This is a genomic window from Pedobacter antarcticus, from assembly GCF_900103515.1.
Classification (GTDB): domain Bacteria; phylum Bacteroidota; class Bacteroidia; order Sphingobacteriales; family Sphingobacteriaceae; genus Pedobacter; species Pedobacter antarcticus.
The window spans coordinates 652,799-676,911 of the sequence record NZ_FNGZ01000002.1 but is presented as its reverse complement, the minus strand read 5'-3'; the positions used below and the strand labels follow the sequence as shown (position 1 = coordinate 676,911).

The 24,113-nt window shown below is 40.3% G+C and carries 22 protein-coding genes; 14 read left to right on the top strand and 8 right to left on the bottom strand.

All coding sequences use genetic code 11. From position 1 onward, the window contains the following. Nucleotides 1–44: 44 nt before the first annotated feature. From BLR53_RS06495 to prpB, 4 genes are all read right to left on the bottom strand, one after another. Nucleotides 45–1,565, bottom strand: a complete 1,521-nt coding sequence (locus tag BLR53_RS06495) for a succinyl-CoA:acetate CoA-transferase ScpC (protein ID WP_074588136.1) — start codon at nt 1,563–1,565, stop codon at nt 45–47. A gap of 242 nt (nt 1,566–1,807) precedes the next feature. Beyond that, entirely contained in the window at nt 1,808–3,259 is a 1,452-nt protein-coding gene (locus BLR53_RS06490; protein WP_074588558.1) for a bifunctional 2-methylcitrate dehydratase/aconitate hydratase, read from the bottom strand. Between the two features lie 4 nt (nt 3,260–3,263). Further along, on the bottom strand, nt 3,264–4,418 hold the full coding sequence (prpC, locus tag BLR53_RS06485) for a bifunctional 2-methylcitrate synthase/citrate synthase (RefSeq protein WP_037444399.1): 1,155 nt from the start codon (nt 4,416–4,418) through the stop codon (nt 3,264–3,266). Further along, a complete protein-coding gene (prpB, locus tag BLR53_RS06480; RefSeq protein WP_074588135.1) occupies nt 4,408–5,313 on the bottom strand; it encodes a methylisocitrate lyase in 906 nt (301 codons plus the stop codon). Before prpB ends, prpC begins: the two co-directional genes overlap by 11 nt. A gap of 284 nt (nt 5,314–5,597) precedes the next feature. Between prpB and BLR53_RS06475 the strand changes: the two genes are divergently transcribed. From BLR53_RS06475 to BLR53_RS06450, 6 genes are read left to right on the top strand one after another with little or no spacing between them, the layout of a single operon-like run. Next, nucleotides 5,598–6,497, top strand: a complete 900-nt coding sequence (locus BLR53_RS06475) for a MerR family transcriptional regulator (RefSeq protein WP_074588133.1) — start codon at nt 5,598–5,600, stop codon at nt 6,495–6,497. Further along, a complete protein-coding gene (locus BLR53_RS06470) occupies nt 6,487–7,995 on the top strand; it encodes a phytoene desaturase family protein (RefSeq protein WP_074588130.1) in 1,509 nt (502 codons plus the stop codon). Before BLR53_RS06475 ends, BLR53_RS06470 begins: the two co-directional genes overlap by 11 nt. Beyond that, a complete protein-coding gene (locus BLR53_RS06465) occupies nt 7,979–8,815 on the top strand; it encodes a phytoene/squalene synthase family protein (protein WP_037444409.1) in 837 nt (278 codons plus the stop codon). Before BLR53_RS06470 ends, BLR53_RS06465 begins: the two co-directional genes overlap by 17 nt. Then, nucleotides 8,812–9,318 (top strand): hypothetical protein, encoded by a 507-nt coding sequence (locus BLR53_RS06460; protein WP_074588128.1) that lies wholly within the window; start codon nt 8,812–8,814, stop codon nt 9,316–9,318. Before BLR53_RS06465 ends, BLR53_RS06460 begins: the two co-directional genes overlap by 4 nt. Then, nucleotides 9,311–9,841 (top strand): isopentenyl-diphosphate Delta-isomerase, encoded by a 531-nt coding sequence (gene idi / locus BLR53_RS06455; protein WP_037444413.1) that lies wholly within the window; start codon nt 9,311–9,313, stop codon nt 9,839–9,841. The genes BLR53_RS06460 and idi overlap by 8 nt, the downstream gene beginning before the upstream one ends. Next, nucleotides 9,834–10,307, top strand: coding sequence for a sterol desaturase family protein (locus tag BLR53_RS06450; RefSeq protein WP_074588125.1), 474 nt, complete (start codon nt 9,834–9,836; stop codon nt 10,305–10,307). The genes idi and BLR53_RS06450 overlap by 8 nt, the downstream gene beginning before the upstream one ends. A 102-nt stretch (nt 10,308–10,409) precedes the next feature. Here the strand turns inward: BLR53_RS06450 and BLR53_RS06445 are convergent, their stop codons facing one another. Beyond that, nucleotides 10,410–10,778, bottom strand: coding sequence for a DUF1304 domain-containing protein (locus BLR53_RS06445; RefSeq protein WP_074588122.1), 369 nt, complete (start codon nt 10,776–10,778; stop codon nt 10,410–10,412). A gap of 144 nt (nt 10,779–10,922) precedes the next feature. Here BLR53_RS06445 and BLR53_RS06440 point away from each other — a divergent pair, with 144 nt between their 5' ends. Then, the gene (locus tag BLR53_RS06440) at nt 10,923–11,579 is read left to right on the top strand and encodes a FadR/GntR family transcriptional regulator (RefSeq protein WP_037444421.1); all 657 of its coding nucleotides are present in this window, start codon (nt 10,923–10,925) and stop codon (nt 11,577–11,579) included. Between the two features lie 36 nt (nt 11,580–11,615). Further along, nucleotides 11,616–12,845: an MFS transporter gene (locus BLR53_RS06435; RefSeq protein WP_074588120.1), complete on the top strand. Its 1,230-nt coding sequence runs from the start codon at nt 11,616–11,618 to the stop codon at nt 12,843–12,845. A gap of 132 nt (nt 12,846–12,977) precedes the next feature. Here BLR53_RS06435 and BLR53_RS06430 read toward each other — a convergent pair whose 3' ends face one another. Continuing rightward, the gene (locus BLR53_RS06430) at nt 12,978–14,315 is read right to left on the bottom strand and encodes a TldD/PmbA family protein (protein WP_037444427.1); all 1,338 of its coding nucleotides are present in this window, start codon (nt 14,313–14,315) and stop codon (nt 12,978–12,980) included. Nucleotides 14,316–14,318: 3 nt separating this feature from the next. After that, nucleotides 14,319–15,959, bottom strand: coding sequence for a TldD/PmbA family protein (locus tag BLR53_RS06425; protein WP_037444542.1), 1,641 nt, complete (start codon nt 15,957–15,959; stop codon nt 14,319–14,321). Between the two features lie 204 nt (nt 15,960–16,163). Here BLR53_RS06425 and BLR53_RS06420 point away from each other — a divergent pair, with 204 nt between their 5' ends. The 6 genes from BLR53_RS06420 (at nt 16,164) to BLR53_RS06395 (ending at nt 20,837) form a co-directional block, all read left to right on the top strand. Beyond that, on the top strand, nt 16,164–16,709 hold the full coding sequence (locus BLR53_RS06420; RefSeq protein WP_218122971.1) for a sigma-70 family RNA polymerase sigma factor: 546 nt from the start codon (nt 16,164–16,166) through the stop codon (nt 16,707–16,709). A 65-nt stretch (nt 16,710–16,774) separates the two neighbouring features. Then, nucleotides 16,775–17,428, top strand: coding sequence for a hypothetical protein (locus BLR53_RS06415; RefSeq protein WP_037444429.1), 654 nt, complete (start codon nt 16,775–16,777; stop codon nt 17,426–17,428). Between the two features lie 24 nt (nt 17,429–17,452). Beyond that, on the top strand, nt 17,453–18,682 hold the full coding sequence (locus tag BLR53_RS06410; protein WP_074588118.1) for a DUF4374 domain-containing protein: 1,230 nt from the start codon (nt 17,453–17,455) through the stop codon (nt 18,680–18,682). A 150-nt stretch (nt 18,683–18,832) separates the two neighbouring features. After that, complete coding sequence (locus BLR53_RS06405) at nt 18,833–19,027, top strand: hypothetical protein (protein ID WP_074588116.1); 195 nt, start codon at nt 18,833–18,835, stop codon at nt 19,025–19,027. 38 nt (nt 19,028–19,065) lie between these two features. Beyond that, nucleotides 19,066–20,118 (top strand): sensor histidine kinase, encoded by a 1,053-nt coding sequence (locus tag BLR53_RS06400; RefSeq protein WP_074588114.1) that lies wholly within the window; start codon nt 19,066–19,068, stop codon nt 20,116–20,118. Next, nucleotides 20,115–20,837, top strand: coding sequence for a LytR/AlgR family response regulator transcription factor (locus tag BLR53_RS06395; protein ID WP_037444438.1), 723 nt, complete (start codon nt 20,115–20,117; stop codon nt 20,835–20,837). Before BLR53_RS06400 ends, BLR53_RS06395 begins: the two co-directional genes overlap by 4 nt. On the opposite strand, the gene BLR53_RS06390 is transcribed toward BLR53_RS06395, so the two are convergent. Then, on the bottom strand, nt 20,834–23,998 hold the full coding sequence (locus BLR53_RS06390; protein ID WP_074588112.1) for a lantibiotic dehydratase: 3,165 nt from the start codon (nt 23,996–23,998) through the stop codon (nt 20,834–20,836). The two genes, BLR53_RS06395 and BLR53_RS06390, sit on opposite strands and share 4 nt — an antisense overlap. Between the last annotated feature and the right edge of the window lie 115 nt (nt 23,999–24,113).

Genomic DNA, 24,113 nt, shown 5'->3' with positions numbered 1-24,113 from the left:
GATTCATTTTAGCTAATTAAACATTCTACGGAATACATGCTAAATTAAGCCCCAAACTCGACTTTTTCTGCAGAAACCGGCTTCATAGTGCCGTGCTGCCTTAATGAAGTATACCAACTGAATGCTTCTTCGAGCAAATGGGGCGTGTGTCCTCCCCTTGCGCAGGCTCTGTCAAAATAAGACTTCAGTTCAGCTTTATAATCCGGATGAGCGCAATGCTCAATAATCACCTCTGCCCTCTGCCTTGGCGCAAGGCCGCGCAAATCGGCCAATCCGTGTTCAGTTACTATAATATCGACATCATGTTCTGTATGATCGACATGTGAAACCATCGGAACGATACGTGAAATCGTTTCATTTTTCGCGACTGATTGGGTCACAAATATGCTAAGATAAGAGTTACGTGCAAAATCCCCGGAACCGCCAATTCCATTCATCATATTTGTTCCTGCGATATGCGTAGAATTGACATTACCATAAATATCGCATTCCAGCGCTGTGTTAATCGCAATTACGCCCAGACGGCGGATCACTTCCGCTGCATTACTGATATCCTGCGGACGAAGAACAATTTTGTCTTTATAGATACTAAAGTCATTGAAGATATGCTCGTAATAATCCGAAGATACCGTTATTGAAGAGCCAGATGCGAAGGTCATCTTCCCGGAATCCAGCAAGTCGAATGTACTATCCTGCAGCACCTCAGAATACATCGTCAATCCTTCAAAATCACTTTCCAGAAATCCACGAAGGACAGCATTAGCCACCTTACCGATGCCAGCCTGCAGCGGAAGTAAAGAATTGGTGAGATTACCCTTTTCAACTTCCGTTGTGAAAAAATCAACAATATGTCTAGCAATGACAGCTGTCACCTCATCCTGAGGAGCAATATCGGCGGGACTATCTTTAATATTGGTAAATACAATCCCGATAATCTTGTCGGTATCCAGCGGAATAGTTCCCTGGCCAATCCGGCTCGCAGCATTTACAATTGGTATTTCCCTGCGGTCAGGATAGTCACCCGGGGAGAAAATATCGTGGACACCTTTCAGTGAGAAAGGGATCTCTGTATTGATTTCTATAATTATTTTATCAGCAAGTGCAGCAAAAGACGCCGAATTCCCGACCGAAGTAGTGGGTACTATACTGCCGTCCTGCTCAATACAGATTGCTTCGAGTATAGCAATATCTATTTTAGGGAAATTATTGGCTTTGAGCAAATTAGCTGTCTCACCCAAATGCTGATCAATAAACAACACTTCACCCGAATTAATGGCCCTTCTCATAATCGTATCAACCTGAAATGGCAGACGTAATGAAATCGCATGGGCATCTGCCAGAATACCATCAGTGCCATGCCCCAGGGATGCACCTGTAATCAATGTAACTTTTAAAGGATCCAACTTTGCACGTTCTGCCAGTGCGGTTAAAACAGCTTTACTATCTCCGGCTTTAGTGAAGCCACTGGATGCAACTACCATCTTATCTTTAAAAAAAGCAGCAGCCTGTGCAGGAGTAATCACCTTGGCGGCTAATTCACTCTTCAATATTCTTTCCGTGATCATAACATAAAAAAAACAAATCTAGTGACTTATATTCAGGAAGTGCGTATCGCATCACGCCAAACAAATATTTAATTGATACAAATTAAAATCACTCCAGCGCATCGTAGTTATTCAGCTAAAAAAATGGCCGCCCCTGGAAAAGGAAAACAAAAACAATCGGGAGTTAGACTGCATTTTTATATATAAAAAAAGATGCCTTTACAGGCATCCTCTTTTATATATGAAATAAGAAATTTAACGCCTTAAATCTCGAGTAGGTCGATAAATTCATTAACCGGTGTTTCCAACAGCCTTTCGTAATCGAGTGCAAGACTCAGAATAGACTGCTGCTGTTTTTCCGGGAATCTTCTGGCCAGGTTAATTCTGAATTTTTTAATCAGTTCAGGCATTCCCTCTTCACGGCGCAAACGGTGTCCGATAGGATATTCAACAACGACTTCCTCCAGTACTGTACCGTCTTGAAAAGTCACAGTGAGGGCATTTGCTATAGAACGTTTCTGTGGATCATGGTAGTCTTTAGTAAATTGAGGGTCTTCTATACATTCAATTTTATCTCTTAATATATCTATCCTGGGGTCGGCCGCAATATGGTCTTCATAATCCCCGGCAGTTAGCCTGCCAAAAATTAACGGAACTGCTACCATATACTGGATACAATGATCCCTGTCTGCTGGATTATCAAGTGGTCCCTTTTTGTCGATGATACGAATTGCTGCCTCGTGTGTTCTTATGGTGATACTTTGAATATCTTCTGCAGTCTTACCCAGAGCTCCTAGACGTGTAAAGATTGTCATCGCAGCTTCTACACCAGTTTGTGAGTGGAATTCTGCGGGAAAGGAGATTTTAAACAGTACGTTTTCCATAACATACGAACCATAACCACGCTGAAATTTAAATTCATTTCCTTTAAAGGAAACATCATAGAATCCCCAGGTTTTCGCCGTTAATACCGACGGATATCCCATTTCTCCGGTCTGTGCTATTAAAGCAAGTTTTACTGCTCTGGAAGTTGCATCTCCTGCTGCCCATGATTTGCGGCTGCCCGTATTGGGCGAATGCCTGTAAGTGCGTAGCGATTGCCCGTCGACGAAAGCCAGACTAACGGCATTGATGAGCTCATCTCTATTTAAACCAATCAGCCTGCCTACTACCGCAGTAGACGCGACTTTAACCAGCAGCACATGATCCAGCCCAACTTTATTGAAAGAATTTTCCAATGCCAGTACACCTTGAATTTCATGGGCACGAACCATCGCATCAAGAACAACTTTCATAGTTATTGCAGACTTCCCCTGTGCCACCGCAGTTCGGGATAACCAATCTGCCGTGGCCAATATTCCACCCAGATTATCTGAAGGATGCCCCCATTCTGCAGCAAGCCAGGTGTCGTTAAAATCAAGCCAGCGGACTATTGTTCCTATATTGAAAGCCGCCTGAATCGGATCTAACTGAAATTGGGTACCGGGAACTTTCGCTCCATTCGGAACTACAGTTCCTTTTACTACCGGTCCTAATAATTTGGTACAAGCAGGGTAAGTTAATGCTTCAAAACTGCAGCCTAAAGTATCTAACAAACAATAATGCGCGGTTTTCCAGGCAAGTTCATTTGTGATTTCATAATTTAAAACATAGTCTACGATATCGGTCAGTACCTGATCTGGTTGCGGCCTTTCGTTTGAAATGTGTGATGACATATTCTTATCTTTTTTCAATTGGAGTAAAACTTCTATTTTCTGGACCGACATAATTTGCACTTGGACGGATAATCTTTCCATCCTGACGCTGTTCAATAATATGTGCGCTCCAACCTGTAACTCTGGATACAACGAATAGCGGGGTGAATAATAAAGTGGGTACACCCATCAGGTGATAGGAAACTGCGGAGAACCAGTCAAGGTTAGGAAACATTTTCTTTTCATCCCACATTAACGTTTCCAACCGCTCTGCAACGTTAAACAGCAAAAGGTCACCCGCTTCTTCAGATAACCTTTTTGCAACTCCTTTTATTACTTCATTTCGGGGATCCGAAATCGTATAAACCGGGTGCCCGAAACCAATGATAACTTCTTTTCTGGCCAGACGTTCTAATATATCTTTCTCGGCCTCTTCCTCGGATCCATAACGGCTTTGAATATCATATGCAACCTCATTTGCCCCACCGTGCTTAGGCCCTCGCAAAGCACCAATTGCACCGGTTATTGCAGAATAAATATCCGAACCCGTTCCCGCAATAACACGAGCCGTAAACGTCGAAGCATTAAATTCATGTTCGGCATAAAGATTCAACGAAATCTGCATGGCTTTCTCCCAGGAGGCATCAGGCTTTTTCCCGTGCAACAGATGAAGGAAATGACCACCGATACTATCATCGTCAGTTTCTACTTCTATCTTTTTACCATTATGGGAAAAATGGTACCAATACAATAACGCTGAGCTAAAACATGCAAGTAATTTGTCGGCTATATCCCGGGAACCAGCAAGATTATGATCGTCTTTTTCGGGCTGTATACTTCCAAACGCAGATACGGTGGAGCGCATAACATCCATTGGGTGAGCAGAAGCTGGAATTTGTTCCAAAATCTTTTTAACCGATATTGGTAAGCCTCTTAAGGACCGGAGCTTGGTTTTATAAGTTGATAACTGCGCCTTATTGGGCAATGCGCCATAAATAAGCAAATAAGCAACTTCTTCAAATTCCGCACCTTCGGCGAGATCAAGAATATTGTATCCTCGATAATGCAAATCATTACCACTTTTACCGACACTGCATAAGGCTGTATTACCAGCCGTGACGCCGGAAAGCGCTACACTTTTCTTCGGCTTGAATGTTCCTGGTTCCTGGTTATTGGACATCTTTATTCTGTTTAAATAATTGATCTAATTTTTCTTCATAGGCGTAGTAGCCAATGCTTTGATAAAGCTGCTCTCTGGTTTGCATGGTGTCTATCACCGCAGCTTGTGTTCCATCCTGACGAATATGAGTATATACATTCTGGGCAGCACGGTTAGCAGCACGGAAAGCCGATAAAGGATAAAGCACCAGCCCGACACCAGCTTGTTCAAGTTGGGCGACAGTATACATCGGAATCATACCAAACTCCGTAATGTTCGCCAATACGGGAATACCGGTTGCATCGACAAATTTCTGATAATCAACAAGGTTATGTACCGCTTCGGCAAAAATAAAATCTGCACCAGCCTCCGCATAAGCCACTGCCCGATCCAATGTAGCCTCCAGCCCTTCGCTGGCAAAAGCATCTGTTCTTGCCCCAAGTACAAAGTGTTCATCAGTTCTTGCATCTGCAGCCGCCTTGATCCGGTCTGACATTTCGCTTTTGCTAACCACCTCCTTACCAGGCCTGTGACCACAACGTTTGGCACCAACCTGGTCTTCGATATGGAGAGCAGCTGCACCGGCTTTAATTAAAGATTTGACAGTTCTTGCCACATTGAACGCAGAAGGGCCAAAACCAGTGTCAACATCTACCAGTAAGGGAGTATCTGTCACATTAGTGATCCGGTTAATATCAATTAAAATATCTTCCAGAGTTGTAATGCCCAAATCTGGAATACCCAATGATCCGGCAGCAACACCGCCCCCAGATAAATAAATGGCATTAAATCCAGCCTGGGTGGCCAAAAGCGCGTGATTTGCATTAATCGCCCCCACTATTTGCAAGGGTTTTTCCCTTTGCATCGCCTGCCGGAAGCGGAATCCGGCGGAGTTCAAGTTTATATTTTGGTTCATTTTATAGTAATTACAATTCAAAACATGCCTCTATCCTAAGAAGATTAAAAACTTCCGGATCAAAGCGTTTAAATAAAATAACACGACACTGATAAATGTACACTTATTGGGTACAAGTAAACATAATTTTATTTTATTTCCCTCGAAAACCAAGGGCTGATGACTGCTGTAGCGGTTATCTCCTTCTATGTAAGGTCGAATTTAATGCGCTAAAAACAACGCCCAGAACAAATATTCATTTTATTTGTCTATATTTCATCGCTAAAAATATGGACAAAATATAAATGACATACTCTATTTCTGATCTTGAACAGTTATCCGGCATCCACGTAGACACCATCAGAATTTGGGAGAGGCGTTATCAGGCGCTCGAACCAATGCGTACCGCCGGTAATACAAGGCTTTACAATGACCGGCATTTGCGCAGGCTACTAAACATTGTTTCGCTAAACCAATCGGGAATGAAAATTTCACAGGTCTGTGCTCTTTCAGATTCCGAACTGGAAAAGTTGCTAAAAAAGGAGATTGACTATACAATCTCTCCGGATTCAACTTATGAATATTATATATCGCAGTTACTTAAGTTCGGTCTTGTTTATAATGAGTTAAAATTTGATAAACTAATTTCCAAATGCATTGTTGAGCATGGTATGATCTGTACTTATAAACAGGTCATCTATCCAATGCTTGTTCGTCTCGGTTTAATGTGGCGGAGTGATCAAATCTGTCCTGCTCAGGAGCATTTTTTATCTCATCTGATCAGGCAGAAGATTTTCGCGGCAATAGGTAAAGTAAATGTTAAGCTTAAATCAACTTCTTCATGGCTACTGTTTTTGCCGGAGGATGAAGACCATGATATCGGTTTATTATTTGCCCATTATATTTTAAAACAACATGGACAGCGCGTTATCTTTCTGGGCGGAAAAGTTCCGCTTGAATCCATTAAAAGTGCGATGGCACATAATCAATGTGAGCACCTGCTGCTATTTATGGTTCGTTCAAGATCCGCTCAGGAGGCAGAAAGCTACCTGAATAAATTAAGTACGAGTTTTGCCGGCTCCCGAATACATCTGGCGGGCAACGGAAAGCTGTTAAACCAGGTCAAGTTAGCAGAAAATGTCAATTGGTTTCAATCTATAGAAGATTTCGAGAATACTTTAACTCATTTAGCCGATGTCAATTAAAACAAAACCAGCAGTAGCTATCATTGGATCGGGTTTCGCCGGAATAAGTGCAGCAGCATATATAGCCAAAGCTGGCTATCAACCCGACGTTTACGAAAAAAACGAAAGCGTCGGCGGCCGTGCGCGTCAGTTAAAAACAGATAACGGTTACATCTTTGACATGGGACCGAGCTGGTATTGGATGCCTGATGTATTTGAGAAATTTTTTAATGACTTTGGATACAAAGCATCCGATTTTTACGAACTGGAGCTCCTGGACCCTGGTTTCACACTCGTATTCGGTGAACAAGATGTACTGGACATTCCTGCTGATTTCCAGCAACTCTGTGATCTTTTTGAAACTATTGAAGCCGGCAGCGCTGTAAAATTAAAAAAGTTTCTGACTGAGGCCGAATATAAATACCAGGTTGGAATTGGAAAACTTGTTTATAAACCTGGTTTTTCCATTCTTGAATTCGCAGATACAGAACTGATCCGTGGTTTATTTAAACTGCAGGTATTCACATCTTTCAGTACGCATGTAAAAAAATATTTTAAAGATCCCCGGTTAATCGCACTGATGGAATTTCCAGTACTGTTTCTTGGTGCCATGCCCGAAGATACGCCGGCATTATACAGTCTGATGAACTATGCGGGGTTGAAACTTGGTACATGGTATCCAAAAGGTGGCTTTGGTAAAGTCATTGATGCGATGAGAACTGTCGCCGAAGAGCGGGGCGCTCGTTTTTTTACCAATGAAACTGTTACTCAAATAGAAACCGAGGGGAAATCACTTAAAGGATTAACTTCAAGCCAGGGCTTTAGGCAGTATCAGGGAATTATCTCTACTGCAGATTACCATCATACAGAAGAAAAATTACTCCCGCCTCAGCTTAGAAATTATCCGGAGAATTATTGGGATAAAAAGGTCTTTGCTCCATCATGTCTTATTTTTTACATCGGATTGAATACCAGTATTCAAAGATTAAAACATCACACATTATTTTTTGACGAGGATCTTAAAGTTCATGCGCGTGAAATTTACAAAGACCCTAAATGGCCGACAAAGCCTCTGTTTTACGTTTGCTGCCCCTCCAAGACCGACTCCGGAATTGCACCAGAAGGTCATGAAAACCTTTTTGTGCTGATGCCCCTTGCTCCCGGCCTGGATGACATCGAAGAGACAAGAGCTATTTATTTTGATTTAATGATGGACCGCCTGGAACGGTACACAGATACCCCTGTCCGAAAACATATAGATTATAAAAAAAGTTATTGTGTTTCTGATTTCATTGCAGATTACAATTCTTATAAAGGTAATGCCTATGGTCTTGCCAATACCTTAATGCAAACTGCCAACCTTAAACCGACACTTAAAAATAAAAAGATCCCGAGTTTGTTTTATGCCGGACAGCTTACTGTACCAGGTCCGGGTGTACCACCTTCAATTATCTCTGGTAATATCGCCGCCAAACAACTTATAAAGTATCTAAAGTCCGACTATGAAAGAGATATTTGATAAACTATCTGCGGAATGCAGTAAAATGACAACAAAGCGTTACAGCACGAGTTTTTCCCTGGGCATTTATTTTCTGGACAAGAAACTACGTGACCCAATCTATGCCATCTATGGTTTTGTAAGATTGGCAGATGAAATTGTAGATAGCTTTCATGCTTACGATAAAGCATTTCTATTGACCAAATTCAGACAAGATTGCTTTGAGGGTATCGCACACGGCATAAGTCTTAATCCTGTTATCAATTCATTTCAGCAGGTAGTAAATAAATATGGAATCGAACATCAGTTAATCGATCTGTTTTTGAAAAGTATGGAGATGGATCTGGAAAAGCATGAGTACACACCCGAAAAGTATGACCAGTATATCCTGGGTTCAGCACAAGTCGTCGGGTTAATGTGTCTTCAGGTTTTTACAGGTGGTGACACCCAACAATATGAAGCTTTAAAACTATCTGCAATGAAGCTCGGTTCTGCATTCCAGAAGGTAAACTTTTTACGGGACGTCAATGCAGATTACTATAATTTAAGCAGAACTTACTTTCCACATGTTAATCTGGCAGAATTTTCAAACTTAGAGAAAAAGCGGATTGAAGAGGAAATTGAAGCAGAATTCACCGAAGCCCTGGCCGGAATTCGAAAGTTACCCAGCACGTCCAGAAATGGTGTTTATCTGGCATACCTGTATTACAAGGAACTCTTCAATAAGATAAAAAATGCTTCTGCAGAAAAAGTCATGGCAAAACGGATAAGAATCTCAAATACTCATAAATTTGGGCTTATGTTTGACTCAATCATCCGTTTTAAAATGAATATTATATGAAAACAGTCTGTCTTTTAATTTCGCTTTTCTTGTCAGGATTCAATCTTTTCGCTGAACCGGAGATAAATCAGCTAAGAGACTTATATGCACAATCAGCGAACAGTAAAAAGTCGGCTGATCAGCTTTTGAATTTACTTAAGGGTGCAGATAAAAATTCTGCAGCTATTTATATTGGCTATAAGGGGGCTGCAGAAATGATGCAGGCTAAATATGGATTTAATCCTTTCAGTAAATACAAAAGTTTTAAAAGAGGAAAGCTATTATTGGAAGAAGCAGTTAAAAAGGATGATAAAGACATAGAAGTGAGATTTTTACGTTTTACTATTCAGACGAATCTGCCCCAATTCCTGGGTTATGATAAACAGGTGAACCAGGACAAAAAATTCCTGCTCAGCCATTTGAATACAGTCCGGGATAACAAATTAAAACAGAACATTGTCGCATATTTAACGACTTCCAGACATTGTTCGGAGCAAGAAAAAATGAGCCTAAAATATGAATGAAGAGGTAATACTTATTGACAGCGATGACCAGCCAATTGGAACTATGGCCAAACTTGAAGCACATATTCTGGGCCGGCTCCACCGGGCATTCTCTATTTTCATTTTTAACAGTTCGGGTGAGCTTCTGTTACAACAAAGAGCATTGCATAAATATCATTCCGGAGGAAAATGGACGAATACCTGCTGTAGTCATCCAAGATATGGCGAGGATAATGCCGCAGCAGCTGATAGAAGACTTAACGAAGAAATGGGGATGAACTGCAAACTGGAACATGTTTTTAGTTTCACCTATAAAGCTGAAGTTGAACCCGGGTTAATAGAAAATGAATTTGACCACGTTTTCTTTGGCAGTACCGATGACCTTCCGGTTCTAAACACTGACGAGGTTATTGCCTATAAATATATGAGTATGGAACAGCTGGAAACAGATCTTACCCTACAACCCGAACAGTATACAGAATGGTTAAAAATAGTTTTCAAACTGGTATTGGCACAATACAATAAAAATTTTAATAATGGATAACTGGATTTATTATTCGCTGATTACAGCAGGCACTTTCATTTTAATGGAGGGCGTAGCCTGGTTTACGCATAAATATATCATGCATGGCTTATTATGGATACTGCACAAAGACCATCATCATAAAGATCATGATTCTGTAATGGAAAGAAACGATTTCTTCTTCCTTATTTTTGCGCTACCCGCTATTGCCTGCATCGCTATAGGTACATTTTATGGTTATGCTACTCCATTCTGGATCGGTGTGGGTGTTACCTTGTACGGTGCCGCTTATTTTTTTGTACATGATATTTTTATTCATCAACGTATAAAAATCTTCAGAAATTCTGACCACTGGTATTTTAAAGCTATCCGCCGTGCCCATAAAATGCATCACAAACATACTGGCAAAGAACATGGAGAATGTTTCGGTATGCTCTGGGTTCCCTTTAAATATTTCATTAGCCAACATAAAAACCCCACAGTTTAAGTTGAACATTTTAATTTAGTGGTTTAAACAACTCACCAAATTCCAGCTCCATTTTTCTTATACGTTTAAGAAACATGGAGCTGTTCCATAACGGTAATCTATTTAAGATTTCAACAAGATAGCCAGCATCCCCGCCAGCGCGGGTAAAGTCTGTACGAACAAGATCTTTCGGGATGCCGAAATTGCACCATAAATTCCTGCTACAGCAATACAGCCGAGAAAGAAAACAGCGACATGATCACTCCAAATAGGGTCAGTAATCAAAAAACTCCAGATTAGACCAGCCGCCAGAAAACCATTGTATAATCCTTGATTAGCTGCCAAACCTTTTGTCGGCCGAAATAATTCATCTGGTAGCGCACCTTTAAATACCTTTCTGCCAAGTGTTTCCCATGCAAACATCTCCATCCACACAATATAAAGGTGTATCACAATTACGATACTTATAATTATAACAGCTAGTGTTCCCATCTATTAAAGATCAGAGATTCATTTCATGTTTTCAAGTTAATACTTATAAATATTTGCATACACAGCATATATTTTTTTGATTTCCAGAACAAATCTATACTTTTGAATTCATCAGATGATATGATGAAAAAAAAGCTATAATTTATGATTCGAAAAATGTCGCTGGCAGACGAGGTCGCTGAAAATATCAAGCAGCAGATTTCTTCCGGACAATATCAGACCGGTGAGAAACTTCCGATTGAACCGGAGCTCATGAAGCATTTTGGTGTGGGACGGTCTACCATCCGTGAAGCAATTAAAATCCTTTCCAATTCCGGGATGCTTAAAGTACAGCAAGGAATTGGAACCTTCATCCAAAAAACGATTGATAATAATGAACCCATGGATCAGATACTGCTTCGGGCAAATTCAAGGGATCTGGATGAAGTACGCCAGATCATTGAAATGAAAATCGCCGAGAAAGCGGCATTGAATCGCACAGAAGAAGATATTCTGATAATTAAGAAATACCTGCTGGATAGAAAAAATGCCGCTTTGGCAGGAACATTGGAAAGCTGTATCGAAGCAGATATAAACTTTCACAATGCTATTTCAGTTGCTTCAAAAAACAGTATTCTAAGTGATCTCTACCGTTCTACATCTGTTCATCTAAAAAAATGGTTCCGCGAAATATATACGGATACCACCGCTTTTGCCGAATCACAGCAGTTACATGAACAATTATTAAAGAATATTATTGCTGCCGATCCAAAAAAAGCCTGGAATACAGCAGCAAAAATCATCGGACATATTTCCCAGTAAACCCAAATTTTCACCAATACAGCCTATTAACTTCTTATGAAAGCCAGTATTATCCCGACTGAGACTACACCTGCAAAAACGATAGTCACAGGAACCGTATACTCTATCTTATTCACCATCAGCTTTACGCACCTTCTAAATGACATGATGCAGTCGGTCATTCCGGCCGTATATCCTTTAATAAAAACGAATTTTAATCTATCCTTCACACAGATTGGATTAATTACGCTTACATTCCAGCTTACCGCATCTCTGCTCCAACCCTTTATAGGCTTTTACACAGATAAAAAACCAATGCCGAACTCCTTAGCTATTGGGATGGGCTTTACACTCATTGGCCTGATCTGTATTTCTCTGGCGACAAGCTTCCTGACCATTTTAATATCTGTCAGCCTAATTGGCATGGGATCGTCTGTTTTTCATCCTGAGTCTTCCCGGGTGGCTTATTTGGCTTCCGGCGGAAAAAAAGGTCTGGCTCAATCCATCTTTCAACTAGGAGGTAATGCAGGAAGTGCAATCGGTCCCCTACTTGCAGCATTGATCATCATGCCTCATGGGCAATTTTATATCATCTGGTTCGCAGTTGCCGCAGTTGCCGCCATCGTGATTCTGAGCAGAATTGGTAAATGGTACGGCGAACATATGCTGCTGCGTACACAAAATCAGGTAAAAACTGTTAATGACGAGCAACCCGTATTCAGCAGAAAAAGGGTAATCTATTCTATTGTTATCCTGCTGGTATTAATCTTCTCGAAGTATTTCTACATGGCGAGTATGACTAGTTATTTTACCTTTTATTTAATTGATAAGTTTCATGTAACGGTAGAGCAGTCTCAAATCTATCTTTTTGCATTTCTGGCCGCTGTTGCGGCAGGTACTGTCATTGGAGGACCATTAGGTGACCGTTTTGGAAGGAAATATATTATCTGGATTTCTATTCTCGGCGCAGCGCCCTTCACCTTATTACTACCACATGCAGATCTGGCTTGGACGGTAGTACTTGCGGTGTTAATCGGTGTGATTATTTCCTCTGCATTTTCTGCCATTTTAGTTTACGCAACTGACCTGGTACCGGGCAAAGTAGGAATGATCGCCGGTTTATTCTTCGGATTTGCGTTCGGGATGGGTGGATTAGGTTCTGCAGTTCTCGGCTGGCTTGCAGACAAAACGAGCATTGAGTATATATTCCAAATCTGTGCATTTTTGCCGCTGATTGGTATTATCACCATCTTTTTGCCAAATATAGAACAGAAGAAAGTCGTATAAATGCTACCTAAATACCCATCAAAGCTCTTAAATTACATTTGATGGGTATAAAGATTGCTATAATTTAATAGCAAGAAAAACAGGCCGGTCCATATAAGAGGCAAATTCCGGCCTGTTATATTCTATTAATTGTTATACAGCATCAGAAAGAGATGTGAAAGTAAAGTCCCTGATTTTAAGTGGTGGAAGCAAGTAGTTAGCTTCTGATTCTGCACTAACAGTACGCTCGACCTTTCCAATTTCCTCCAGGTTATTCAACATTATAATCGGACTTTCATTAAAACGGAAGTTCTTTACAGGGAATTTGATCTCTCCGTTTTCAATGTAAAAAGTGCCATCCCGGGTTAAACCGGTTAATAATAAAGTTTGAGGATCAACAGAGCGGATATACCATAAACGGGTTACAAGAATCCCTTTCTCTGTACCTTTGATCAATTCAGCAAGTGATTTAGTGCCACCTTCCATAATTGCGCCATCAGGTCTGGGAATAGCTTTAATACCTGTTTTCTGCGCCCAATACCTGGAGCTTGTCAGGTTTTTAACAACACCTTTTTCAATCCAGCTTACTTTTTCCTGAGGCCTTCCGTCTCCCGACCATGTACTGGAAGGAAGTTCTGGATTCCAGGGATCAGAGTAGATATTTACCCGCTCATCAACTAACCTTTCTCCAAGCCTGGATTTACCACCGGGCTTACTTAGAAAACTTCTTCCTTCGTCTGCCTGACGTGCGTCCATATCAAAAAGCATATTTTCCAGCATTACTGCTACTGCAGTTGGTTCGAGAATTACGGTATATTTTCCAGGCTCTATTGCTTTGGCAGTAACTGACGACAACGCTTTTTTAGCAGCAACATCTGTATCGAACTCTGTGTTAAGTTTACCGAAGTCGTTATAACCTCTTGTAGCATAACCGGAACCCTTGCCGTCTGCCGTACGCATGGTAATATTAAAGGCCACATCCGAAGAAGTGTTATAGGCAAATAAGCCTTTGCTATTCATCATGGCGCTGTACCCAGAACTATTTTCCAGAAAACCAGCAGCTGTCAACTGATTCTTTTTAGCCACGGCCAAACTTTTCTCTACAGCATCTGCGCGTTCTTTCGGGCCAACACTGGCAGTGGTCTGTGAAAATGTTGGAGACGGTGGTCCATAAGTCTGCGGACCTAAAACCGACATATATTCAGGATTTTCAGGGGCGAGCCTGGCAAGTTCTTCAGCTCTTCTGACAACTTTCTCTAAGGAAGCATCATCGTATTCATTAATCGTCGCGACCCCCAGTTTTTTCCCGAATGCAGAACTAACAACCAGGCTGGTTTTACTAACCCCTCCACTTGTATTAACTGAATTACGGGCGTAGCGGACATTCCCGCCATCAGAACCCTCGATATTTACTTCACATTCGTCAGCTTTTGAATAACTGAGCACTTTCGTTAACAGCGCCTTAGCCTGTTCTTGAGTTAATATAGGCATATATTATCCGATTTTTCTAGCAGTGTTAATTACATTAATTCCGTTAAAACGAGTGGTAGCAGAGCCATGAGAAACAGCACTCACCTGACCAGGTTGACCTTTACCATCAAAGAAAGAGCCGCCAAGACGATAATCACGCTGATCACAGATTGCAGTACATGAATTCCAGAACTCCTGTGTATTGGCCTGATAAGCTACGTCTTTCAGCATGCCAGTAATCTTACCAGCTTTAATTTCATAGAAAAGCTGTCCGCCAAACTGGAAATTGTAGCGTTGCTGATCAATTGAGAATGAGCCATCTCCGACGATATAGATTCCCTTTTCGACGTTTTTGATCTGATCGGCCACTGTCAGTGGTTTTTTACCGGGCTGCAATGAAATATTAGCCATGCGCTGGAACTGTACACTGCTCCAGTTGTCTGCATAACAACACCCCTGGGAATGTTCCAGACCAAGAATATGTGCCTGATCTCTGATAGCCTGATAGTTAACCAGCACGCCATCTTTGATCACATCCCATTTACCACATTTAACACCTTCGTCATCGTAGCCTACTGCTCCTAAAGTACCCACTTCAGTTTTATCGGCAGTAATATTCACCTCTTTACTACCATAGTTGAATTTACCTGTTTTCCATTTATCGAGAGTCAGAAAACTGGTACCGGCATAATTAGCTTCATAACCGAGTACCCTATCCAGTTCTGTTGGGTGACCACATGATTCATGAATGGTTAACCACAGATTAGAAGGGTCTAATACCAGGTCGTATTTTCCGGGATCGACAGATTTGGCTTTTAATTTTTCTCCTGCCTGCACAGCGGCCTGCTTGGCATCTTCCAACATATCGTACGTGCCTTTATAAAGCGTTCCTGATGCCGTTTGTATTTTATCTTCGGGCCTGCCATCCAGATACTCATATCCCTTACCTATAGGAGTACTTAAAGCATTACGGGTTTCAAATTTACCCGTTTCCTTATTTATTTTGGTGATGAAAAAAGTAGGCCAGATACGGTGAACATCCTGGTCAATATAGGATCCTTCAGTAGAAGCAAAATACTTTTGCTCATTTACCATAAACAGGATGGAATTAATATAATCCGCTCCACCCTTCATAGCAGCATCATTTACAGACAGCAGGAGATCTACTTTTTCTTTGATTGGAACTTCAAAAGCATTCTTTGTAATCGGAGCCTTCCAACTTACTTCACCATATCCCTGTTGCGGGGCCAGTTGTACCGGTTCTGCCTGAAGCCTGGAGTTTTCCTTCGCAATAGCCACAGCCAGCTCAGCCGCCTTTGCAATACTGTCCTTGTCCATTTTATCTGTTGAGGCAAAACCCCAGCAGCCGTTGGCAATTACGCGGATACCGATTCCAAAAGACTCTGTATTTACAATGTTCTCGACCTTGTCCTCTCTAGTAACCACATACTGATTCAAATAACGCCCCACGCGTACATCTGTATAGGTTGCACCTTTTGACTTTGCAGCGTTAAGCGCAACATCAGACAATATTTTCTTGGCAGCCGGGTCTATGTACTCGAGTGCTTGCTCTGGGGAAATATCATTTCCCCATACCGGTATGGCAGGCAGCATCGCCGCAGCAGCGCCAACCCCGGTTAAATAGATAAAATTTCTTCGTTTCAAAGTAATTGATTTAGGTAAAATAAATATAATACATTTCACTGATTACTAACTCTTTTTATATAAAACACAGATAAGCGTATTTTATGCACTACGTTTTTCGCAGAAGTAACAATAATGAAAGAAATTATTATGCAGCTCATTTTACATAAAACTTTTTCCTATAATCATTCTAAATAACATATATTTGACACCATATTTAACGAATTGGCACATAGAACTCCCATACCATTTAAAGCGCAAAGTATCCGGATAGACCGGGTTACTTTTGAAGTAGTCTATCAGCTGTATTGGGAGAAAGTTTATACCATTCTTTATAATCAGCTGAGAGAAACGGAACCAGCAAGAGAAATTGTACAGGATATCTTCAAGTCACTTTGGGAAAGAAGAGAAACACTGATTATGGAAAATGCAGAGCATTATTTAATCAGAGCCGCCAAACTTAAAGCATTTGAGTACATCAGAAACAAAGTCAGCCGGGAAAAACACATCAACATTAAGATGTCGTCTTGCGACAACTCCACCAACTGCACAGAAGAACATATTCTCTTCAATAGCCTGAAAGGCAAAGTAAATGATATCGTAGATACCCTTCCCTGCCAATGCAAACGTGTTTATAAAATGAGTATGGAAGAAGATATGGCTAATAAAGAAATTGCGCAGGCTCTGTTAATTACCGAACGTGCGGTTGCCTATCATATAGCCAAAGCTACATCAACACTTCGTCTTGAGCTGGCTGAATACTCCTCCTGACTTTCTATATAGATAAAACACCCCAATACCAGGAAATTTTCCCTAATTTTGTATTACAACCAGCCATGATTAAAATCACTAAAGAACTCATCGAGCGATACCATCTGGACGAATGTACTGCAGAAGAACGTACAGCTGTGGAACAATGGCTGAATGATGATTTTTTTGAAGAGGAAATTGAAAATAAGGAATGTACATTACCCGAAAACCTTCAAAGTGATATATGGGAAGAAATCCGAAAAACAATACCTGATCATACTTCGTCCACTGCAACAAAAACTATAAGGTTATGGCCTAAATTGATTGCAGCCTCCATAGCTTTGGTCGCATTATCTGTTCTTTTTTTCCATAATAAGAAAACCGTTCTGCCAGCCTATACCAGTATAAGAAACAGCGTCTCTGTAAACAATAATACACTTAATGTAAAGCACATAGATGACGCAGGATACAGTATTGCAATAAGTCCTGGAACCTATGCAAATATCAATTACAGAAACGGCCTGATAGACTTTACCGGTAGTATTATTATCTGTGCAAAAAGGGATATAGAACTTAACATTAAAGGCATTAATAAGAAACTTAAATTCAAAGGCGGTCAGACCTATATCGCGCTCCTTGGAAAATCCCCTAACGACCACACTATTGTTATTAGTACTCAAAACCTAATGGACCTGCCACCATTACTGCAAAAACAAGTTGTCAATGAATTCCGTATTTAACGCTAAACTTTTACCTTAATCCTTATGCCATACCTAGCATGGTCAGTGCTTCGTTTTCCTCTACTCTGCTTACTAGTTATAGGCCTGTTCGGCTCCTGTAAACCGCCGGGCAACGGAAACCAACCATCAGATAAGCATTATAGTCTTTATATCCTTGGAAAAGACGGTGTAGATTATATGCTGGAAACAAATTCACTCGACAAGGGTACGCTCAAACCAGAAGACGATGGTATTAAACTATACGGTTCAGTTATGGATCGGGATATCATTGTACATCAGGGATTCTACTACCATCTAAACAGGAAAAAACCCATTTTTGAGAAATATAAGAAACAAGGAAAGACACTTAAAACTATCGCCAGCATCCCATTGGAGGACTTCTATATTGAAAACTTCAAATGGATTGACGATCAAACACTTTTGCTCACCGGATTAAGCAATAAACAGGCGCTCAAAGTGCGTTATATGTTGTTGAATACTGCAGAGATGCGGGTTATCTCCGCCGGATTTATTCCGGTAGAAGTTCCAGGAAGTATTTACAGTGCAATCTCTGTCGGTATAGTTGAACCTAAAGATAAAGAAGTATTGATAGGGTATACTTTTCACCGGCAAACCAGCGCGTCCAGCTACACCACCAGCGACACCACCTACATGGCAGTCTACACATTTCCGGAAATGAAACTGAGGAAACTTACAAAAGATACCAGATCTACTTACCCTGGTGGGATGAATACTATTCAGCCCTATTCTTTTTATGATGAAAAGAAGGATTATTACCTGATGACCTGTCCGGGCATTGCCTTAGGTAACCGAACAGAACTGCCGACAGCAATCATGCGTATTAAGGCCGGAGACACCGTATTGGATCCTGATTACTTTTTTAATATTTCAGATTCGCCAATTAAAAACCATGCTTATGGTATCTGGTACCTGGGGAATGGAAAAGCTATCATACGTTCTGAACGAAAGGATTTATTCAAGGGACTGAATGATCACTACAGCACTCCTCACTTCGAATTCTACATCCTTGATCTTGCAAAAAAGACGACAACTAAACTTGATCTTCCGCTGGATAAGGGAACAAGAAAACAATGTGTTATCGTTCAGGATGACATCGCTTATATTGCTGTCAACTCCCCGAAAGAAGGAAATTATGTCTGGATTTATAATATCAAAGACGGCAGCTTGAAGAGAGGTCTTCAAATGAGCGGACAAACCGATTTTATCCTCAGAATCGATAAACTTCAAGACTAAATCCAGTTAATTCCGGTAACCCCCTGTTGCACAAACAGGTGTATTAGAGATCAATAATCATATTCACATAGAGAATACCCTCATTCATGTAATTTATTAACTAGCTCATTTATACTTGTTTATTTTGATATCGAACCAAAAATAAAAACGATGAAAAATATCTTGACACAAAAATTGAGCTTACAAAGAAAGGTAGTTGTTAAATTAAATAACCAGCCTTCATCTATCCAAAACAAAAATGTAAGAAACAATGGTTTAATGGACCAGAATGCTGAAAATGCCCAGCACAAATTTATGGGCGACAGCGGCGACACTACTATCTTTGATAGTTTTTTCTGTCAATAAAATAATTTAGCTGATCTTTACAGGCTATATTAATCTTTATGTCAAAAGTAGAAGCTGAATATATATTAAAACCCAAATTTCATTATATTTTCTGGATAGTCTTTTTCCTTTATCAGTTCATATCAAATGCGGTACAGGACCCCAGATATGCCTTTTCATTTGTTAGTGTTTTAACCTATGTCAGCTTCTTCTTTACAGTACTGGTTTTTAACTTCTACGCTACAGTATTTTTTTTTGAGATCCTTAAGTATAAACACCTGCCCAGAATCGTCAATATTCTTATATTCATCGTACTGATTCTTACCAGCAGCGCATTGGCTTTACTAAACCGGGGTATTATACAACCCATATTCCTTAATAATTACAACCCGATTAATTACACCAAATACCTTTCCTTCTGGCTCTTTCAATTCATATATTACTTCACTATGGGTGCCGGCTATTTTTTCGTTAAGGAATTTGTCAAAGAGAAAATAACATCAACAAAACTGGCGAATGAGAAAACGGTCATTGAGTCCAACCTACTGCGTTCCCAGATCAACCCTCATTTTTTGTTTAATACCTTAAATGTGCTTTATGCAAAAAGTATGGTTTACTCAGAAGACCTTGCAGATAAAATCCAAAAACTTTCGGAAATTATGCGTTATGCCTATCTTCCAAAATGGTTAAAAGACGGATCGCATGCACCTGTAACAGAAGAAATCAAGCATATTGGAAATATTATTGAAATCCATGAATTCAGATTAAGTAATAATCAGATCTTCCAGTTCGATACTCAAGGCACATTCACAGACATATATCTTCCTCCCCTAATATTAGTTACTTTAGTAGAGAACATACTCAAACACGGTCATCTCACTGCGGAGTACCCTGCTTTCGTAGCCCTTAAACATGAAAATGACCAGTTCAGTTTCTTCTCTAAAAATAAAATCAAGACAGCAAAGAATCACGAAGAGCACTCCGGAGTCGGTATAGAAAACATAAGGCTCCGTTTAAACAGGAGCTTTCCGGATCAGTTCACCTTTTCCAATGTTGAAGCAGATGGATTTTACTACACTCAACTTACTATAAAACTTCAAAAGACAAAATGATCACCTGCGTAATATTAGACGACGAACTTCCATCAGTAGAGTTGCTTACTCATTTTTGCTTGAAATCTGGTGTGTTACAGATAGTTCTTGCAACTACAGATGCTATAGAGGCCCACCATTATATTAAAAATAACCAGGTTGATTTGCTATTCTGCGATATACAAATGCCGGAAATTTCAGGGATTGATTTTGTAAGGAATCTCAAGATCAAACAACAGGTACAGGTTATATTTACCACAGCCTTCAGTGAATATGCAGTTACCGGTTTTGATCTGGAAGCGACTGATTATCTGCTAAAGCCATTTAATTTCGCTAGATTTCTTTCAGCAGTCGAGAAAGCTGAGTCAAAGCTGCTCAGCTCTCCAGTATCTGAAGAAGAAGATCAGCAAGCTGATTATCTCTTTATCAAAGCGGGTGTGAAAGGTAAATATTCCAAGATTAATATGGATGATATTGAATATGTTGCCAGCGATGGAAATTATATAAGCTTGTACCATAATGGCGCAGTTTCTCTTTCAAATCAAAGTTTGAAAGAACTGGAAGCTATTCTACCAAAGAGTAAATTTATGAGAGTCCATAAATCTTATATTATCTCCAAGGCCAGAATTTCAAAAGTACAGGGTTATACGCTCAGGCTGCAAAACCATGATATCGATATCAGTATCGGGGATTCTTACAGGGAGTCATTTTTTAACTTCCTGAAAAGCAGAACAATTTAACCCCTACCACTATCTCCTGCCTTGGGTACAGCAAAATAATCCGGTTTTTTTTTCACCAGAGAACCGTATTTCTGTCTGGCCAGCCTGGATTGGTATAGCCTGCTCATTAAATCATAAATGATCAGTTCATGTAACCTGGGTTTAGAAGTTATTACGCGATTTATAGCCATATGAACAAGACTACCGATCAGCGCATCCAGAGAAACCTCCATAGCCGATCTACTTTCTAGTGCTTTCAGGGAGAATGCAATAGGAATCATCTCTTTCGTACGCTCAAACAAACATCTGATTGCAGATAATTCATCTGGATCTTCCAGAAGCAACCCCTCATTTGTTAACCAACGTTCCATCCTTCCACGATGCTGCCGATATTTATGATCCAATTGTCCTTTTAAATTCCGGTCGACTGTGAACTCCCTGGAGAAACTCTCCCTAAAATTATCTGTTAAGCGGAACTTATCTCTAAGAGACAACCCAAAAGAGTTAAACAGCTCATCAATTGACTTCATCGCCCACATCCAGCGAAAATTTTCACTTTCCTCAAAATGAACTGCCTGAATCATATGGACGACCGCTTTACTATCCAGATTAAAGACATCTTCCACTAGGCTTATACTGTTACTGCCGTAACGTTCCAGCTCCCTGTTGTAGGTGTCATTCTGAATCTTCCAGATTAGTCCATTCTCCTGTAAAGGTTCAGACCAGATATTAAAAATCTGAATGATCTGTCCGATATCCTGTATATTTTTAGCGTTGAAACGTACACGCAGATGAAAATCCGGGTCATTATAACGGATAAAGAACCACTTATTCAGGATGCCTGCATCTTCGAGTTCTTCACAAACAGGTTTGATGAGCTGCATCAGAATCTTATCGGCAGATCTGACACCGCAATAGATTTTATAATACAGCCATTCAGAGCCTGTGGCAAATGATCTTTTGACCAGTGGGTTAATTAGCGCAGGAGAAAGTATGTTTGCGTAGGTAGATGTATTTTGCTGTAAAATTGCAATAAACTGATTGGCATATCTTTCCTGTTTAGTATTTGTGACGCTCCGATCTGGTGTAATATATTCCTTTAATAAGGTAAAACCTGTTTTTTTGATTCTCTCCAGCCATACATTCACCAGTAAAGCATTTTCCAGGTCTATATACAACTCATTATCACCCTCGGCGATAAATACCTCTCTGGGTAACGACCACCGCTCCCTGAAATGCAGGAGTGCATGCTTTTTCTCATCACCTTCCAGACTTAAGAGTTCTTTGGCATGAAGCTGTGTAAAATTCCACTGTGCCAGTGATACAATAATATTCCCATATTTAACCCTTGGTAAACTAGTGTAGATTTTTCTTAAACTACCCCAGCTGAAATGTAAACCTTCTCTTCTACCCTGACATTGCAGATCACAAAGAAACTGGTATATCGGGAGCGGGTTCTTTCCGAAATTATGCGCATTACTGAGCCTTGGAATTATCTCTTTATTAAGTTTGGCTGAACGAAGAACTATTCTGTTATTTTTTAGGGAAATATAAAGGTCACTTAATGCGATCGTCTTTGCATCGGACTTGCTCGGTAACGCAATATATGGTATTTCATATGCCCGGAAAGGCGGGTGGAAAAGAATATTCCCGAGCCTGTTTTCCGGCAGGTGAACTACTTCAGCAAAAAGGATATGTGGTTCCTGCGCTTGTTCCTGTGTCACTATATCTGACACGATATCACTGATTTCCTTATTTCCAGCAGTAAATCTGCCCAGCAGATTTACTGCACTCGACCCTCCGCAACTTTCAACATAGATTTGCTTATCTTCCAGCATGCGGAATACTACAGGAAGAGAAGTCGGAAGATTATTCCATTGAACAGCAGAATCACCTATATCCTTGTCAGTAAGAGTAATAACATTACCCTTTTTTGTTAGCATTTTTTCATGAAGCATCTGCTCCATTTCATTCCAATACATAGGTTTTACCGAAGAACCTGAAGAAGTTAGCACAACATCGTCTATTAGCGGCGTAACATCCTGATTAGTGGAAGAATCTACATATCCGATACCATTCTCCGTATCCAGAACCTGAAGCAAGGGCAGTTCTTTATCCTCATATCTGCTGTAAAATTTCTCTCGGAAATTTTTAAGATTTGAATTTTCCTTTACAGGAGTTAGTCTGTTAAGGAAAGTAACTGCGTTCGCAAGTTGATTTTTAACTGCAGAATTCAGCGCTCCTGAAACCTGTTTCCTGTATAAATCGGTATGAAATAATTTCGCCTCTTCAAAAGGGATTCCAATTAACTTAACTAACCGGACAATCTCGGTAAGACCATCCATTCTCTCAATTTCATGCTGATCGATCCGTCTAAGGAGTTCGGAGACCTCGTGTAAATTTAGACGCAGCGAAAGTGATCCTGCATCATGTAAGACAATCCGGTCTAATACCTTGATTATTTTTTCCAGGTGATCTTCCCCTATTGTCGTGGGTTCCAGTTCGGATACCAAAAGCTGCGCATCGATAAGTTCATCAATAAAAACGTCGATCTCCTGCTCTCCATATCCTTGTTCACCTTCCTTTAGCAAATCCTGAATCCGGGAAATTGTTATCCCGTTTATTCCACGTTGGAATAATTCGGCAAGGAACTCCTGATAAACTACTTCGCTGATCTGATAATGACGTTTGTCATTTTTAAAGGTATATTCTACATACCTCCAATCATCTCCAATTTTACAAATACTATTATTACTAAAATAAACCAATTGTGCGCGAATTTCCGGAACGCTAACCAGATGTCTGATCAACGTGCAGATATACTCCATATCAAGACGGGAATGTGTATCGATATGGCCTTCATCCAGAATAATTCCGTGATGAGCTTCTGCAAAACTACTAACGTGACACCCTGCAAAAAGGCCGAAAGGAGTTGGTCTGGTCGCCATTCTATATTGATATTTCAATAAAGATATATGGAGTCTTCTCGTATCTTTTTCAGTAAAATTTTTAAATCTTTTATATTTTAAACACTCTTGATGTAATGATGCTGAGGCCATGTATACAGCGTCCATAAAAACATTATCTTCCAGCAAGGTCTGAAGTTCGCCATCTACCGACGCCAAGTGTAGCCTTGGTGTACGTACGATAAGTTTATCATAGAATTGAATACTGGTACTCATATCATTATGGTTGATGAATCATAAGACCAATGTAGAACAGTAAACGCTAAGCATGAAAGTTATTACATTAACCCGGAGAATAAGAGTTTAAACCGGGTTATTGCCATGGGAATCT

What these genes read in the sequence shown, in the direction of transcription:
- BLR53_RS06495 (WP_074588136.1), bottom strand. Translation starts at nt 1,565, where the DNA reads ATGATCACGGAAAGAATATTGAAGAGTGAATTAGCCGCCAAGGTGATT.
- BLR53_RS06490 (WP_074588558.1), bottom strand. Translation starts at nt 3,259, where the DNA reads ATGTCATCACACATTTCAAACGAAAGGCCGCAACCAGATCAGGTACTG.
- prpC (WP_037444399.1), bottom strand. Translation starts at nt 4,418, where the DNA reads ATGTCCAATAACCAGGAACCAGGAACATTCAAGCCGAAGAAAAGTGTA.
- prpB (WP_074588135.1), bottom strand. Translation starts at nt 5,313, where the DNA reads ATGAACCAAAATATAAACTTGAACTCCGCCGGATTCCGCTTCCGGCAG.
- BLR53_RS06475 (WP_074588133.1), top strand. Translation starts at nt 5,598, where the DNA reads ATGACATACTCTATTTCTGATCTTGAACAGTTATCCGGCATCCACGTA.
- BLR53_RS06470 (WP_074588130.1), top strand. Translation starts at nt 6,487, where the DNA reads ATGTCAATTAAAACAAAACCAGCAGTAGCTATCATTGGATCGGGTTTC.
- BLR53_RS06465 (WP_037444409.1), top strand. Translation starts at nt 7,979, where the DNA reads ATGAAAGAGATATTTGATAAACTATCTGCGGAATGCAGTAAAATGACA.
- BLR53_RS06460 (WP_074588128.1), top strand. Translation starts at nt 8,812, where the DNA reads ATGAAAACAGTCTGTCTTTTAATTTCGCTTTTCTTGTCAGGATTCAAT.
- idi (WP_037444413.1), top strand. Translation starts at nt 9,311, where the DNA reads ATGAATGAAGAGGTAATACTTATTGACAGCGATGACCAGCCAATTGGA.
- BLR53_RS06450 (WP_074588125.1), top strand. Translation starts at nt 9,834, where the DNA reads ATGGATAACTGGATTTATTATTCGCTGATTACAGCAGGCACTTTCATT.
- BLR53_RS06445 (WP_074588122.1), bottom strand. Translation starts at nt 10,778, where the DNA reads ATGGGAACACTAGCTGTTATAATTATAAGTATCGTAATTGTGATACAC.
- BLR53_RS06440 (WP_037444421.1), top strand. Translation starts at nt 10,923, where the DNA reads ATGATTCGAAAAATGTCGCTGGCAGACGAGGTCGCTGAAAATATCAAG.
- BLR53_RS06435 (WP_074588120.1), top strand. Translation starts at nt 11,616, where the DNA reads ATGAAAGCCAGTATTATCCCGACTGAGACTACACCTGCAAAAACGATA.
- BLR53_RS06430 (WP_037444427.1), bottom strand. Translation starts at nt 14,315, where the DNA reads ATGCCTATATTAACTCAAGAACAGGCTAAGGCGCTGTTAACGAAAGTG.
- BLR53_RS06415 (WP_037444429.1), top strand. Translation starts at nt 16,775, where the DNA reads ATGATTAAAATCACTAAAGAACTCATCGAGCGATACCATCTGGACGAA.
- BLR53_RS06410 (WP_074588118.1), top strand. Translation starts at nt 17,453, where the DNA reads ATGCCATACCTAGCATGGTCAGTGCTTCGTTTTCCTCTACTCTGCTTA.
- BLR53_RS06405 (WP_074588116.1), top strand. Translation starts at nt 18,833, where the DNA reads ATGAAAAATATCTTGACACAAAAATTGAGCTTACAAAGAAAGGTAGTT.
- BLR53_RS06400 (WP_074588114.1), top strand. Translation starts at nt 19,066, where the DNA reads ATGTCAAAAGTAGAAGCTGAATATATATTAAAACCCAAATTTCATTAT.
- BLR53_RS06395 (WP_037444438.1), top strand. Translation starts at nt 20,115, where the DNA reads ATGATCACCTGCGTAATATTAGACGACGAACTTCCATCAGTAGAGTTG.
- BLR53_RS06390 (WP_074588112.1), bottom strand. Translation starts at nt 23,998, where the DNA reads ATGAGTACCAGTATTCAATTCTATGATAAACTTATCGTACGTACACCA.